A 15,617-nucleotide genomic window follows, 5' to 3' on the forward strand; every position below is an offset into this window, starting at 1 on the left:
TGTTTCAGCCGCGGCCGAATTGTGATCGATTGTTGCTGCTGCCGATATAGTGTTCACTGCCGAGACCTGGAAGTCATGGTGACCCATCTGAGGACGCAAAGCCTCCCCCTTACAAATCCACCTCCACCACACCCCCGGCTTCCGCTGCCCGGGATTGGCAAAGAATAACCGCCTCTTCCCGCTGCTTCTTCGACAGTACGAAGTCCCGGTGCTCGACTTCCCCTGACACCAGTCCGCATTTGCAGACGCCGCAGATGCCGTCGGAGCATTTGATGTCGATGGGGATACCGTTTTCATTCAGAACATCCGTCGCCGACTTGTCGGCCGGGATTTCCAGCTCGCGGCCCGAGCTGGCGAGTTTGAGCGTGAATGGGTGGTTCACGTAGTCGGGGACTTCCGGCACGTTGAAATATTCAACATGACGTTCGTCATCTGTAAATCCGGCGCGTTCGGCGGCTTCCATCACGGAGGTCATATAGCGGTCCGGGCCGCAGGCATAGACGTGGCTACTCGTCTGGTATGGGCCAAGAACCTTGTCGAGATCGGCCCGCGTGCCCTGGTCACTGAAATAGAAGCTGACCTTGTCCTTCCAGGGGAAGTCGCCAAAGTCCTCCAGAAACCCGGCATCGTCTTTCCTGCTGCAGGAATAATGCAGCTCGAAGTCGGCGCCCTTGGCATGAAGTTCGTGCGCCATCGCGATCATGGGGGTAACGCCGATGCCGCCGCCCATCAGGAAGGTCTTTGCGGCGTCCTGCAGTGGAAAGTGGTTGATCGGCTTGGAAATGAAGATCTTGCGGCCTTCGGTGAAAATCCGGTGGAGCAGCTTCGAGCCGCCTCTGCCTTCGTCTTCCTTCAGCACCGCGATCTGGTATTTGCTCCGATCTGCCGGATCACCTGAAAGCGAATACTGGCGCAGGAATTCCGGCGCCACGACAATGTCGAGATGGGCGCCCGCCTGCCATTCCGGCAGCGGCGCGCCGTCAAGCGACGCGAACTCGTACTTGGTCACACCGCCTGTCATCTGCTCGGCCTTGACGATCTCGACCCGGATCACCGGCGCATCACCGGCAATCGAATATTCATGGGCAAGACCGTCGGTCTCGCCTTTCTCAAGCCGTGCCTTGTACTGCTCCGCCGTGATCAGGGCCTGGTAGGCCTCGATGCCCTTTTCCCGGTCCATCGGAAACGGAAACGGCCAGGGATGCGGGGCAAGATTGGCGGGATAGACGGCGAGGGTCTGATCCTCGTATTTGAGATCGAGATCCTTCTGCAGGTCGCGCCGGTTCACCGGTTGCTTCGCCGCGCGATAGGCGCCGTCTTCGTCAAGCTCGATGTCCCACCACCATTTCTTGACCGGGTTGCGCTCGCCATTGCCGACCATGTCGTCAAGCTTTGCCAGCGCCGGTGCTGCGCCCGGAAGGTTCATCGCGGCCCACCGGAACAGCGCTTCGGAGAACAGGCCTTCCAGGTTCCACGGGCAGGTCTTCATGCAACGGCCGCACATCGCTCCGCTTTCGTTGGTAATGCGGTAGGTGGTGCATTTCTGGCTGTCGGACTTCCAGATCTCGTAGCCGTTGAACATCAGCTTCGGCCCTGCGGTGATTGCTCCGGCCGGACATTCGCGCGCACATTTGTTGCAGTTCTCGCAAAATGCCTGCAAACCGAATGAGATCGGCTTTTCATGGGCCACCGGCATGGTCGTCGTCACGACGCCGGACTTCAGCCGCGGTCCGAGAAAGGGATTGAGGATAACCTCGCCGATCCGGCTGACTTCGCCGAGGCCGGAAAGCAGAAGCAGCGGCGGCTGCAGCACCTCGCCGTCCAGGACCGTATGGGCCTTTGCCCGGTAGCCGAGATTGCGGATCTGTTTGGCAACAACACTGCCGAGGACCGAAAAGCGCAAATAGGCCCGCATCGACTGCGACACCGCGATCCAGTCGTCACCCGAGGCGCCTTCCATCGTCTCGTAGCCCTGGTCGACGACCATCGAGATCGCCTGGTCATGCGGTGGGTCAAGCGGCGCACCGGTCGCGTCGTGCGAATACCAGGCCCAGTCCGGACACCTGGAGACACCCGCGGCATCGATGCCGAGGAAATAGCACATCGCCTTGAGATTTTCGGCGTTACGCTCCGGCTCGGAAGTCGAACTGGCCTTTTCCGGCACCGGATCACCGTCCTGCAACAGCACGAAGGCGCCGAGCGCTCGTCTCTGCGCCATGGAGGGCGCCGACTTGCGGGCATAGTGGCCGTTGGTCGCCGCCTGCTGGTTCTTCTTGCCCATGTCGCCGAACTGGGAACGGGCGAACATGTCCGTGCGCTTGGGCACCCGGGCGATGCGTTCCTCGTCAAAATAGGTGGTCGGCGTGTCGACCCGCTTCAGCTTTTCAAACGGATGCGGACCGTCGACAAAGCGGCGCTTTGCGTATGGGTCGAGGTTTCCGGCGCTTTTGGCCGTGCGGTAGCCGAATTGCCAGGCAAGCCCGTGGGTCCTGCCCCTCGGCTGCTCGGCCAGCGGCAGCAGCGGCCTGTCATGGGCGAACTCGAAGTCAGTTGTTACGGCGGCAAGGGCGAAGCCGGAGCCGAGATAGGGATTGCGCAGATGGCCATCCTCGACGGTCGCCAGACCGCAGGCAACGGCGAGCCGGTTGAGATCGGCATCGGAAGACGAGTGCCCGTGTGCGCAGGCCTCATAGCCGAGCAGGCGGATATACTGTGCAAGCACTACGGCGATTTCCATCGCGCGCAACGCCGAGCGATGCGTCCCTGCCCCCTTGAGCCAGGCTTCGCCTGGTTCACCTGGCCGTATTTCCCGTGGTGTCTGGATCGCGATAACCAGGGCGTGCTTGTGGGTCGAAACACCCCTTGGCGGCGCATTCATGGCATCTCGCAGATCCGCCATGATCATGTCGATGCCCGAGGCAAGCGTCTTGGTCTGCGAGGTGCGCAGCTTTTCCGCCAGCTTGTCGATATCCGGATTGCGGAACGGCGCTTCGAGGGTCATCTGCGGACCGAAAGCGCAGCTTCCCATCATTGAGGCATCAGAGAAATAGCCGAAGGATTTCAGATGGTTGCTGCGCTCTTCCGGGTCCGATGGCACGTCGGCCCGCGCCTTGTTGACGATGCCGTCACGGATGGCGTCAAGCATCGCCTGCCCCTCGCTCATCGCGTTGATGATGTTTTCAGGATCTTCCTTGAGTTGAAAGGGCATCCGGGTGAAGGCCGGCACGTCTTCGAGGTCGGGCAAACCGGTCGCCCTGGCGAGGCGTTCCATCGGAAACGGACCGAGATGAACCGGCCTTGTCTTGTCGGAAAAGAATTTCAATGTGCCCGTCCCCTCGTTCAGCCTCAAAGACGCATCAGCTGAACCTGTTCGTCCTGTGTCAGTTCGTCGATCGCGGTCATGAAGGTTTCATAAATTCCAGGATCCAGTTTGCCGGCAAAGTGATCGTTCAGCTCGCGCACCAGAACATGGCAGGCCCTCGTCTTCTCCTCGCCCAGCTTCGTCAGCGCCACCTCGGTAAACCGCTTGTCGTCCATTCCGGTGCGCGCAAGAAGACCGCGTTCCTCCATGGTTTTCAGCAACCGGGAAACGGCAGGGCGGGTAATGCAGATGTAGTCGGCCAGTCCGGACGGCGTTGTGACGTTTTCCATGCCGACGCCACGCAGAACGCACCACATCAGCCGCGTGATGCCATGTTCCGACAACTGCTTTTCCAACCGCGCTTCCATGATCCTTGCAAGGCGTGTCACCTTGAACCCGATCCGGTTGTGCAGCGTGTATTCCTCAGCCATTCCACTCCTCGCCGACGAACCGGGTTGACTTGGTATCCACCATATCCTCTTATGCAGTTAACAATGATAATTATTCAAGTTAATTAACTGAGTTATCAGTTTCGGGAGGGAGAAACAATGAACGTGAATGCTCTTGGGCTGCGGTCGAAACTGTCGGCTGCGATCGCGTCGGCAGTCGTTTTGATGGGCATGCAGTCCGCCCTGGCGGACGAACTCAAGATTGCCCACTTCATGCCGTCCATGCATCCGATGGACCGGGGCGTGATGACCCCTCTCGCGGAGGAAATCGATGCCGCTACAAATGGCGAAGTCACCATGCGTATCTACCCGTCGGGCGAGTTGGGCAAGGGTCCGGTACAGCAGTATAAACGCGTTGTGACGGGTGTTGCCGACATCGTCTTCGGCATTCCCGAATACACGCCCAGACAGTTCACGAAAACCGGCCTCGTTCACATTCCGGGCCTCTTTGCCAACGGCACGGAAGCGACCAACGCCCTTTGGGACAATATCGGCCTGATCGAGGACGAGTTCGCACAGGCCAAGCTGCTCGGCCTTTGGGCAAACAATCCCTCCGTCCTGATCACCCGCGACAAACCGGTCCACACGCTGGCGGATATGGAAGGCATGAAGATCCGCACGCCCAACCCGGTCATGGCCGCGCTTGTCGAGGCCTGGGGTGGCATTCCCGTTTCCATGCCGGTTCCCGACGTCTATAACGCCATGAACACCGGCGTCATCGATGCCGTCATGATCGGGCCGTCCGGCATCCGGTCCTACAAGCTCAACGAAACCGGCAAGTATGTGACTACCAACATTCCCTCGGCACTCGACAGTTTCTATCTGCTGATGAACAAGTCCAGCTGGGATGGCCTGAGCGATGAGAACAAGGCCAGGCTGACCGAGCTGACTGGCCGGGAAATCAGCCTGCGCGGTGCCAAGGCCTTTTACGAGGCCGGTCAGGCCGGCTTGAAACTGGCGGCCGACACCGGCCTGGAACTGATCGAGATCACTCCGGACGCAGAAGCCGAGTTCCGCAGCAAGATGGGGCCTGCGCTCACCGCGGTCATCGACGAGAAGGGCAAACAGTCCGGCAGTGACGCGCACGCAATCGTCAAAGCCCTCGGCGGTCAGTAAACCATGGGTTCACCGTCCCCTGAAGAGGCCGGTCCGCACCCTGCGGGCTGGTTCAAGCGGCTGGAAATACTGCTGGTGGTTTCAGGGGCAGCGATCGTCTTCGCGCTCATGGGACTGTCCGTCTCCGATGCCCTGCTCAGGTCGTTCTTCAACAAGCCCATTTTCGGCGCGAACGACTATGCGCAGATCCTGCTGTCCTTTGCCATCGCGATCAGTTTCCCTCTGTGCGTGCTCTCCGGCCGCCTGATCGCCATCGATACGCTATTGCGCCGCTTTCCTGCGCCCGTGCAAAGCCTTCTCGACTGGTCAACGACAATCCTCGGAATTGCAATGCTCGCCTATCTTGCCTGGCGGTCCTTCTTCAATGCACTGGAAGCTGCGACATTCGGGGAAACGACCCTTTTGCTGCAGCTCCCCTTTGCGCCGTCCTACTACGCGGTTGCGATCGGCTGTGGCCTGTCCGCCCTGGTGCTGTTGCTGGAGAGAATAACCAAATGAGCCCCGAAATTTACGGCGTTCTCGGTTTCGCAGCGCTTTTCCTGCTGCTGGCACTCGGCACGCCCGTTGCCATTTCACTCCTCGTCGTCGGCTTTGCGGGAACAGTCCTTCTGTCAGGCTTCACAGCCGCCGCCTTCACGCTGAGCGGCCAGGTCTTTGCGACGGTGACCGTCTATGAACTGACGATCATTCCCTTGTTCATCCTGATGGGAAATCTTGCGTCGTCCGCCGGTCTCAGCCGGGATCTATTCGAGGCCGCCCACAAGGTGATCGGCCACATGAAAGGCGGACTGGCCGCCGCGACGATCATGGGCTGTGCCGGGTTTGCCGCCCTGTCAGGCTCGTCCATCGCTTCTGCCGTGACGATGGGAAAGGTCGCATATCCGGAAATGCGACGGTTCAACTACGGCGCCAGGCTCGCAACAGGGTCCATCGCGGCGGGCGGAACACTCGGTATCCTTATTCCCCCCTCCACCGGCTTCGTGATCTACGCCATATTGACGGAGCAGTCGATCGGCCGCCTGTTCATGGCCGGGGTTCTGCCCGGATTGCTCCTGACGTCGATGTTTCTCATGGCGATTGCCCTCGTCACCTTTCTGCGGCCGGATGAAGCTCCGCGCGGCCCGGAATTCGGCATTCGCGAAAAACTCGCGAGCCTGCTCCGGGCGACCGGGATCGGCGTGATTATCCTGATCACCATCGGTGGCATCTACACCGGATTCTTCACGCCGGTCGAAGCGGCGGGGGTTGGTGCCTTCTTCGCCCTGGTCATGTTGATTGTCCGACGCAAATGCACGCTGCCGGAACTTTATCAAATCAGCGCGGAAACGCTGAAAACAACGGGGATGGCCTTTTTTATCCTCATCGGTGCCAATGTATTTGCGCCCTTCGTGGCACTGTCCCATCTGCCCGCGACAATCGCCGACAGCATGACCGGATTGGCGCTCGGCCCCTACGGCACGCTCTTTCTCATCCTTCTCGGTTACGTCATTCTGGGAATGTTCATCGAAGGGCTTTCTCTTCTGGTCATCACCTTGCCGATTGTTTTTCCCCTGATCGTCGGCCTCGGCTTCGACCCGATCTGGCTGGGTGTCGTCATGGTGATCGTACTGGAGATGGGCCTGATCTCCCCGCCCGTCGGCGTCAATGTCTTCATCGTCAAAAGCGTGGTACCCGACGTTCCTATCGAGACTATTTTTGCCGGTATCATGCCGTTCTGGCTCGCGATGATCGCGACCCTGGCCCTCATCGTGGCCTTTCCCGACATCGCCCTTCTCATACCGAACGCCATGTTCAACTAACCCAGAGACGCTTCCGGATCGGTTGATACAATTGATACATTCGGCAATGCCCAACTGATAAGCTGGCGCTGTATTCGGGTTTGGCCGGTTTGCCACATTTGCGATATCGGTACCGGCAGGCAGGACAGAGTGGGAACTGATGTTGCGAACGGTCGAGGGAAGCGCTGCCAGCCGAAGTGCCGATGCAGAACAGGACGCGGCGGAACTGGCGCTGCTGAGAGAAGCTGCCGGTGCACTGCGGGAAGGCTTTGCCCTCTTTGATTCATCCTTCCGGCTCCGGATGTGCAACCACACCTATCGCAATCTCGCATGCGCAGTGGACGCACCTGCTCCTGAAGCCGGCGAAAGCGCTGAAAATCTCTTTCTGAAAAGTTTCAATAGCGGCTGTTTTGTATTTCCGGAAGAGACCGACATCTCCGCCTTGAGCACAGCCGTTGTCGACATTCTGCGTGACGGTACCAGAGAGGTGGAGGTGAAGCGCGACGATGGCCGCATCGTGTCTCTCACGGGAAGTCTCACCGAAACAGGTGGCTTTCTTGTATCTGCCCTTGATGTCACCACGCAACGGAAGGTCGCGCCGCCCGAACACGGCGAACGGGATCGTGCAAACGCGCAACTGAGAGATGCGGTAGAGGCTCTCGATGAAGGTATTGTTCTTTATGATCAGGACCAGCGGCTGGTCTTTGCCAACAGCCGCTATGCCGAAATGCTGGGGCCGCACAGCTGTCTTCTGGTTCCTGGCGTCCCCATGCAGGTCATTGTCGGCGAAGCTGTCGCCAGCGGGCAGATCTCGATCACCAGGGGTCCCGACGGTGGCATCGCCGGTATACTTCGAGACCTTGAAGGGAGTGGAAATCTCAAGATCGAAGTTGAAGTGGCTGATGGAACCCAGCGGGAGATCACGCTCGCCCGTCTCAGGGATGGCGGCATTGTCGCAACAGCACGCGATATCACGGAACAAAGAACAACCCAGGCCCGCGCACGGCAATTGCTCAACGACGCCATCGAAGGTGTTGATTTCGGCATCGCGCTGGTTGGTGATGATGATCGGCTTGTTTTCGCCAACCGGAAGTTTCGCCAACTTGGCGACCCGAACGGCAATCTGCTGACGGCTGGAAGAACCATGCGCGAAATACATGCCGAAGCCATCAGAACCGGATTGTTCCCGCTTCCACCCGGCGCTGCGCCGGACGCGCTGCTCGATGATCTGGATCAGCTAATCCGGGACGCAGCCAAAGGCTTCCAGATACCCAACAACCACGGCAGTTCACTTGTTGGCAATGTCTACGAAACTGCCTTGCAGGGCCGGCTTTTTACGATCGAGGACATAACGGAACAGGCCCGCGCCGAACGCCTGTTCACAGACGCTGTCGCGCGTCTTCCGGTAGGGGTCGCAATCGAAGGCCCCGAGGGGCAGTTCACCCATTGCAATGACGCATTCGCAGGACCCTTCAATCTGACATCGAAGGAGATCCTGGAATACTCCGATGTCGAACGAATTGCGCTTCTGGCACCACAGATCGCCACGATCAAGGGCATACCCGTTGGAGACAATGCCGCCGAGGCTTTCAGGCAGGCGGTCACGCTGCAGCGTGCAACGCTGATGCCGATGGAGGTCACTTTCAAGGACGGGCGGCACTATGTTGTCGAGCGCGCTTTCACCGAAAATGACGGAAGGGTTGTCGTTGTCACCGATGTCACGGCCCTGAAAAGGGCGGAAACACGAAGCCTCGAAGTGCTCAACGATGCCATCGAGTCGCTCGATGAGGGGCTGGCGCTGTTCGACACCGATCTGAATTTCGTCATGGGCAACCGAAAGTATTTCGACCTCTATTTCAATGACGAACCACCACCTGATGGAAATGAAAATCTGGTCTCTCTTCTGAACCGCTTGTTCGACGCCGGTGTCATGCTGATACCGGAGGGGATCGCCAAAAAGGACTATATTGACCGGTTGACAGGGCTCGTTGGCACCTACCGGAAAAACGAGACGGTCAAACTCGCCGACGGCACAATATTGCTTGCCTCTGCGCACCAGACGGAGCTTGACTGCTACCTTCTCTCATTCACCGACATTACCGAACAGCGAAGAGCCGAAGAAGAACAGCGGGAGGCTGACCTCCTGCTGCGCACGATCGTGGAAGCCTGCCCCGCAAACTTTCTCGTTTCGCGCGTGGAAGACGGCAAGATCATTTATTGCCCGCCTGCCTCGCGCGAGCGCTTCGGCAAGATCAAATCGACCTTGAGCTTCTTTATGCACCCTGAAGATCGTGAAAAATACCTCGAAGCCCTGTTGCCGACGGGATCACTGGATGACTACCGGGTCCAGTTCCGCCGCGCGGACGGCTCGATCATGCAGGGCCTGACAGCGGCGCGGATAACCGACTACAAGGGCGAGGACGTGATCGTGTCCTCGACGCGGGATATTTCCGATCAGCTTGCAATGCAGGAAGAACTGGAAAAACAACGCGAAATCTCTCATCAGAATGAAAAACTGTCAGCCCTGGGGGAACTTCTCGCCGGGGTTGCCCACGAACTCAACAATCCGCTGTCCATCGTTGTCGGCTACGCACAGATGCTGGAAGGCAAGCTGGACGATCCGGTTCTTTCCAAGCGGGTCGACAGAATTGCGCAAGCTGCAGACCGAAGCGCGAGGATCGTAAAGACCTTCCTTGCAATGGCACGGCAGAAACCGGCCAGGATAGAGCAATGTTCGCTCAACGACATTGTCTCGATCGCACAGGAGATTGGCGGCTATGGGCTGCGTGCCAACGGTGTTCAGGTCGTGACGGATTTCGATGAAGCTCTTCCTCCAGTCGCAGGTGACGGTGATCAGCTGGTTCAGGTTTTCACCAATCTCATCGTGAATGCGGAACACGTGTTGACCCCGCTGGGAGAAAACGGTGTGCTTGTGCTCCGTTCCTTCCACGACGTCGACAACGATCATTCGGTGATCGAAGTAAGGGACAACGGTCCCGGTATTGCGAAGGAACTTCAGGCGCGCATATTCGAACCGTTCTTTACGACCAAGGATGTAGGAGAAGGGACAGGTGTGGGTCTGGCTTTTTCTCATCGCATTATCGACACGCATGACGGGGTTCTCGAAGTTGCTTCCGACCCCGATATCGGGACCAGTTTTTTCGTCCGCCTGCGCGCCAAAAGACCCGATACGACGCAACGGCCGATGACGGACGCACCAGCCGAGACTTTGGTAAAGCAGCGTGTTCTTGTCATCGACGACGAACCCGATGTCGGTGAGTTGATCACCGATCTTCTGACGGAAATGGGATGCGAGACCACGTTGGCGCCAGGTGCAAGAGAAGCTCTTTCACTTCTCTCCGACAATGCTTTCGATATCATTGTCAGCGATTTCAAGATGCCGGGCATGAACGGCGAGGAATTTTACGCAGCCCTGCAAAAAAGCATGCCCGGATACATGGATCGTATTGGATTCGTGACGGGAGACTCGATGGGTAAGGCGGTGACGCATTTTCTGACCGAAAGCGAACGTCCCCACATTGAAAAACCGATTTCCAGAACCGAGCTGGAGGCCCTGGTCAGGCAGCTTGGTGCCCGGGAGAACCAGCCATGAATGCAATCACGGACAACAGACTGATACTCGTCTGTGACGACGAACCTCATCTCAGGGAAATGGTAGCCGAATATCTGAGCGAACGGGGGTATGGCATTCTGGAGGCCGCCAGTGCGTCGGATATGAATTCCTTGCTTGAAAGCAGGACACCCGATTTGATTGTTCTGGATATTAACATGCCCGGTACGGACGGACTGACGGCGCTCAGGGAGCTCAGGTCTTCTTCCGAGATCCCGGTCATCATGCTGACGGCGGCAAGCGAAGTGATCGACCGTGTCATAGGTCTTGAAATGGGTGCCGATGATTACGTCGGAAAACCGGTTGACTTGCGCGAACTGGAGGCCCGTATCAAGGCAACCCTGCGCCGCCAGAACCTGGTACATGCGGAGATAGAGCAAAAGGACAAGGTCCGCGGAACAGTTGTTTTTGGGCCATGCCGGCTCGACCTTGACGGAGCGAGACTGTTCGACAAGGGCGGCGATGAAATCCCGTTGACCGCGATGGAATTCAGCCTGCTAAGGGTATTTGTGGAAAACCGCGGCCGTGTTCTCAACCGCGATCAGCTTCTTGAACAGGCCCACGACAAGGGTTGGGAACCTTTTGACCGTTCGATCGACCTGAGAATTTCCAGATTGAGAAGGAAAATCGAGAACAATCCAACCAAGCCCGAAACCATCCGGACCGTGCGTGGTATCGGATACGTCTTCGACTAGACCCTGCACGGGTGTCGTGCGTGAATAGAAACTCCAAGATATCTTTCCAGGGCGCGGGGCGTCTCCTTGTCGGCCAAGGCGGAGGATCAGGTCATCTGACCGCAACGGGTCACAGCAAAACGCTCTTTGAGTTCCATTGTGGCGGGAGCATGAGCTAACGGCCGCAGCAGGCACGAAAACGCTCCGCTGTCGTTGCCGAAGGACTTCGAAGAACGGTAACGTCCGTTCCCACGAACACCAACCGAAGCAACTCGCTCGTCGACCTGTCAAAGACAGGCGCCCTACCTAACGGAAAAATATCCCCGATCCGTCGCGATCGCCGCAACCCGGTCTCCGGCGAGCGAGAGTTCAGTCCTTGGGGATCGATACCGGTTGTCCAGAACAAGAATTGTATCGGCATCGACTTCCAGCGCCATATGCCCTGCGCCGGACGCTGTTTCAAGAATGAGAAGGCGCGTATCGGTTTCCCGATACCCGGCTGCGGTCAGAACGGCACGTTTCAGGAGAACATGATCTTCACAGTCACCTGCACCGCGAAGCAGCGTCGAAAGTGGATTTGCCCAATGGTCGTCGGTTGCCTCGTCCCTGAGATACCTGATGTTTCCATTGACAATCTCCTGGACCAGTGCGGGCTGGCCTGCACGCGGCACGGCCTCGACCCGGGAAACCAGCTTCCGCCAGGTCGCTGCACGCCAGTCGCGGCAGGCACCTTTTTCACAAGATTGCAACCAATCGGCCTCGGTCTGCACCCGCGCCCGTGTCATCGCCCAGCGCCGCGCGAGAACCGTACCTGAGCTTCGTTTCAGCTCACGGTCTGGCTGTGAGTAATGGACGGGCACGAGACGCGAACCGGCAACTTGCCTCTGCCCGTTCGGCGCTACATGTTTTCCGATACCGGCCGCAAACCTGAATTCGAACGCATGTACCTGCGATGGAAGCAGCGCTCCCACACTTGCGCCCAGGATGCACAAAAGCACCAGCACCGGCTGAAAACCGAAAGAAACTCGCATCGACATCTGCCCTGTTCAGGCACGACGATGCTTGCTTATCTTTCGCGCAATGCTTCCGAGCGTGCCTTGATTATTGGCTTCAACAGATAGTCGAGAACCGTTTTATCGCCGGTTAAGATCGAAGCGCTGACGACCATTCCCGGAATTATTGGTAAAGGATTGCTTTCCGACCCGAGCCAGTTCCGGTCCGTTCTCAAGATCACCCTGTAGAAGGTATTGCCTTCTTCGTTGGTGATCGTATCCGCGCCGATGCGCTCAACGACACCTGGAATGTCTCCATAGACTGTATAGTCATATGCCGTGACACGCACACGGGCGGCCTGTCCCGGAAACAGGAACGCTACATCCTGTGGCCGGATCTGTGTTTCGATCAGAAGAGTGTCATCAAGTGGGACGAGTTCAGAGATGTTCTCTCCCGGTGAGACCACAGCACCGATCGTGGCAACCGAGAACTTGTTGATGATCCCGCGCACTGGCGCCCTGAGCACAGTGCGATTGACCTTGTCGCTCGCCGACTTGATCGTTTCGTCCAGGATTGTCAGCTCGTTCAATGTCTGCGTCAGGTCTTCATGTGCCTTGGCACGAAAGCCAAGAACCGCGCTTTCAAGACGTGCCGAGGCTTCCGTGATAGCCGCTTCCGACCGCGGGATGGAGGCATTGAGAAGTTCGACTTCCAGCTTGCCCCCCTGGGCTTCGCGTTCGAGCCGCAGGAGGTCCATCTTCGGATAAGCACCTGCTTCCGAGAGTTTGCGAGCGCTCTGCAGTTCCTCGTTCAGCAATTCTGAAGACAGTTGTTCGCTGACAAGGCGCGTTTCGAGTTCAACCTTTTCCAGCTTCCGTTGGGAAAGCTGTTGTTCGATGACGGAAAGCTCCTGCTTCAATGCGGTCTGGCGTGCGTTGAACAAGGCAAGTTCTCGGGCCGATGCGGGTCGGCCGGCATCACTCTCATCCAGAACGAGAAGTTCGCCGTGGGCCTCCGCTTCCAGGCGCCTGGCTCTTATCACAAGCGCGTTTCGCTGCTCCTCAAGCTCTCCGAGATTGGCCGCAAAGTCGGTATCGTCGATCCTTATCAGCGGTTCGCCGACATCAACAACATCACCCTCCCTGACGAAGATTTCCGCAACGAGCCCGCCTTCCAGAGATTCCACGATTTGAATCTGGCTGGACGGGATCACCCGCCCGTCGCCCGTTGTGACTTCCTCGATCCTGGCGAAATAGGCCCAGACGACAAGAGCGCCAAGCATAAGCAGCATGGCCAGAAGAAGACCCCAGATGCCGGCGTTGTTTCGCCGTTCCAGCGCCGCGCGCACATCGTTGGCAAAATCCTCATCCATCCGGGGCATGACCACCTCCCGGACTTGAAGAAGAAGTCTTGTGTCCTGCCTGTGCACCTGCCTTCAGGCGGGAGACAACATCGTCCTTGGGGCCGTCCATCAGAAGCTTGCCCTTGTCGAGCAGCAGGATGCGATCGACCAGATCGAGAGGCCCGTCACGATGTGTTGCGATAAAGAGCGTGATGCCTTCATTCGCAATCTGCTTGAGTCGCGCGCACAACTGCCTCTCCGACATGATATCGAGATAAGCGGTCGGTTCATCCAGGCAGATGATTTTCGGTGACCGGATCAGGCATCGGGCCAGCGCGACTGCCTGCCGTTGTCCGCCAGAGAGACTTCTTCCACGCTCCTCGATATGCATATCCAGGCCGTCCGGATGGCGCGACGTGAAAAAATCAACACCTGCCAGGTGCACGGTCCGTTCGAGCTCGGATGCGCTGGCGTTGGGGGCCCCCATGAGGATGTTCTCACGCAAGGTACCTGTAAAGAGCTCGGCATCCTGCAGGCACAATCCGACAGTCGACCGCAGGTCGGCGGCAGAAAACTGGCGTGTGTCGATGCCACCCAGCAAATAGGTGCCCGATTGTGGTTCATAAAGACCGGACAGGATGCGCACCAGCGTACTCTTGCCGGATCCCACCCTCCCGATAACGCCGATTTTTTCACCGGTTTCAGCCGTGAAACTGATGTTTTCCAGAGCAGGAACACGACTTCCGGGATAGGTCAGGGAAACGTTCTGAAAGGCGACCCTTGCATTCCCCGATGAGTTCAGGTCACGAGCGGTCACGCCTCCTTCTGTTTCCGATTTCATCAGAACGTCAAGACTTCTGAGCGCACTTCGTGCGTGAAGCAGGCGCGCCAGTGTCTGAGAAATGTTGTTGAGCGGCGCAAGAACACGTCCCGCCAGGATGTTGGCAGCAATCAGGGCGCCCACCGTGATCCGGCCCTCCAGGACCAGAAACACGCCCCAGACCACGATCACGATCGAAACAAGCTGAAACACCACCCCGGTGAAGGATGCCGCGACATTTGCCCAGTATCTTGCCCTCGTGGTCGAACGGCTGGCGGCAGCGACCGCCCGGTCCCAGGCCCGGCGGAACCAGCTTTCTCCGCCACTCACCTTGATGGTTTCCAGAGAAGACACCGTTTCGACGAGTATCGATTGACGACGCGCGGCATCGCTCTGGCTTTCCGAGAGTGCCCTTGACAGCGGAACCTGAACAAGACCGGTCACGGCAATCACGACCGGAACGGCAAACGCCGGAACCCAGGCCAGCGGTCCGACCAGGAACCACATCACCCAGACAAAAATGCCGATAAACAGAAGATCGGTCGCAGCAATGACCGTTGATGACGTCAGAGCATCTCGCACGGAATCCAGATCGCGAACCTGATTGGCGACTCCACCGGTCGACGCCGGCCGCGCCACCATTTTCAGTCTTAAAAAGTGATCGAACATGCGGCCGGCAACCGCCATGTCTACGCGTCTGCCGGTTTCATCGACGATTTTCATGCGAAGCATCTTGAAGATGAAGTCGAACAGAAACGCGATCAGGACACCAAGCGTCAAAACCCAGAGTGTCGGTATTGCCAGATTGGGTATGACCCGGTCGTAGACGTTCATGATGAACAAAGGACTGGCAAGGCCAAGCAGGTTGCCGATCAAAGCTGCAATGATGACTTGAGTATAGTTGGGCCAGAACCGGCGCACGGCAGACCAGAACCAGTCCTTGGGTGTTTCCGGTGAAGCCTCGGCCTGCGCCTGTGAAGGCATAAGACCGACAAACGCTACGACCGGCAGTTTCAATCCTTCAAATGAGGACAGCGGCACATTTCGAACACCCCCGGGCTCAAAAGAAGAATGTATCCGGGCGGTTCCAGCCAAGCGGTCAATCTGTTCCACAACGACTGCCGGCTCATCTTCCACAAGAACAATCACCGGAAGCGTGACAACCGGAATAGAGGCAACATCGAGTTGCTCTATCCGGACCGCGAGCCCAAGCCGACGCGCTGCTTCTTCAAGACTGCTGACTGCAAGCCCCTGCTCCCCGACGGGGAGACCACGCGAGAGTTCGGACGTGTTGGCAACAAGGCCGTGATACCGGGCGACCCTGACGAGAGCCTCCAGAAGACCGTTGGATGCTGGATGCTGGTCGCGAGCGGGGTCCCCGGAACTCGTCACCTGTGTTGGAGCGGCAGGATGACTACCCAGGCGAACTGTCGGCTCCCCTCCATCCACAACA

General features: G+C 58.2%; 10 protein-coding genes. 5 read left to right on the forward strand and 5 right to left on the reverse strand.

What is annotated here, in order from left to right; all coding sequences use genetic code 11:
• Nucleotides 1-109: 109 nt before the first annotated feature.
• Complete coding sequence (locus ACO6TI_RS31265; RefSeq protein WP_422384055.1) at nt 110-3,322, reverse strand: 2Fe-2S iron-sulfur cluster-binding protein; 3,213 nt, start codon at nt 3,320-3,322, stop codon at nt 110-112.
• A gap of 23 nt (nt 3,323-3,345) precedes the next feature.
• Nucleotides 3,346-3,792: a MarR family winged helix-turn-helix transcriptional regulator gene (locus ACO6TI_RS31270; RefSeq protein ID WP_055113288.1), complete on the reverse strand. Its 447-nt coding sequence runs from the start codon at nt 3,790-3,792 to the stop codon at nt 3,346-3,348.
• A 117-nt stretch (nt 3,793-3,909) separates the two neighbouring features.
• Here ACO6TI_RS31270 and ACO6TI_RS31275 point away from each other — a divergent pair, with 117 nt between their 5' ends.
• From ACO6TI_RS31275 to ACO6TI_RS31295, 5 genes are all read left to right on the forward strand, one after another.
• Complete coding sequence (locus ACO6TI_RS31275; RefSeq protein WP_055113290.1) at nt 3,910-4,926, forward strand: TRAP transporter substrate-binding protein; 1,017 nt, start codon at nt 3,910-3,912, stop codon at nt 4,924-4,926.
• Between the two features lie 3 nt (nt 4,927-4,929).
• Nucleotides 4,930-5,424, forward strand: a complete 495-nt coding sequence (locus ACO6TI_RS31280; RefSeq protein ID WP_196916311.1) for a TRAP transporter small permease — start codon at nt 4,930-4,932, stop codon at nt 5,422-5,424.
• Nucleotides 5,421-6,725, forward strand: a complete 1,305-nt coding sequence (locus ACO6TI_RS31285; RefSeq protein ID WP_055113294.1) for a TRAP transporter large permease — start codon at nt 5,421-5,423, stop codon at nt 6,723-6,725. Before ACO6TI_RS31280 ends, ACO6TI_RS31285 begins: the two co-directional genes overlap by 4 nt.
• 139 nt (nt 6,726-6,864) lie before the next feature.
• The gene (locus ACO6TI_RS31290) at nt 6,865-10,317 is read left to right on the forward strand and encodes a PAS-domain containing protein (protein ID WP_422384056.1); all 3,453 of its coding nucleotides are present in this window, start codon (nt 6,865-6,867) and stop codon (nt 10,315-10,317) included.
• Nucleotides 10,318-10,322: 5 nt separating this feature from the next.
• Nucleotides 10,323-11,030, forward strand: a complete 708-nt coding sequence (locus tag ACO6TI_RS31295) for a response regulator (RefSeq protein ID WP_281932066.1) — start codon at nt 10,323-10,325, stop codon at nt 11,028-11,030.
• Nucleotides 11,031-11,311: 281 nt separating this feature from the next.
• On the opposite strand, the gene ACO6TI_RS31300 is transcribed toward ACO6TI_RS31295, so the two are convergent.
• From ACO6TI_RS31300 to ACO6TI_RS31310, 3 genes are read right to left on the reverse strand one after another with little or no spacing between them, the layout of a single operon-like run.
• Nucleotides 11,312-12,040 carry a transglutaminase-like cysteine peptidase gene (locus ACO6TI_RS31300; RefSeq protein WP_422384057.1) on the reverse strand — a complete coding sequence of 243 codons (729 nt, stop codon included), beginning with the start codon at nt 12,038-12,040 and terminating at the stop codon, nt 11,312-11,314.
• A gap of 35 nt (nt 12,041-12,075) precedes the next feature.
• Nucleotides 12,076-13,383 (reverse strand): HlyD family type I secretion periplasmic adaptor subunit, encoded by a 1,308-nt coding sequence (locus ACO6TI_RS31305; protein WP_350183631.1) that lies wholly within the window; start codon nt 13,381-13,383, stop codon nt 12,076-12,078.
• Nucleotides 13,367-15,613, reverse strand: a complete 2,247-nt coding sequence (locus tag ACO6TI_RS31310; protein ID WP_422384058.1) for a type I secretion system permease/ATPase — start codon at nt 15,611-15,613, stop codon at nt 13,367-13,369. The genes ACO6TI_RS31305 and ACO6TI_RS31310 overlap by 17 nt, the downstream gene beginning before the upstream one ends.
• Nucleotides 15,614-15,617 lie beyond the last annotated feature (4 nt).

Origin of the sequence: Roseibium album, from assembly GCF_965233825.1 — a bacterium.
In the GTDB taxonomy this organism is placed as follows: domain Bacteria; phylum Pseudomonadota; class Alphaproteobacteria; order Rhizobiales; family Stappiaceae; genus Roseibium; species Roseibium album.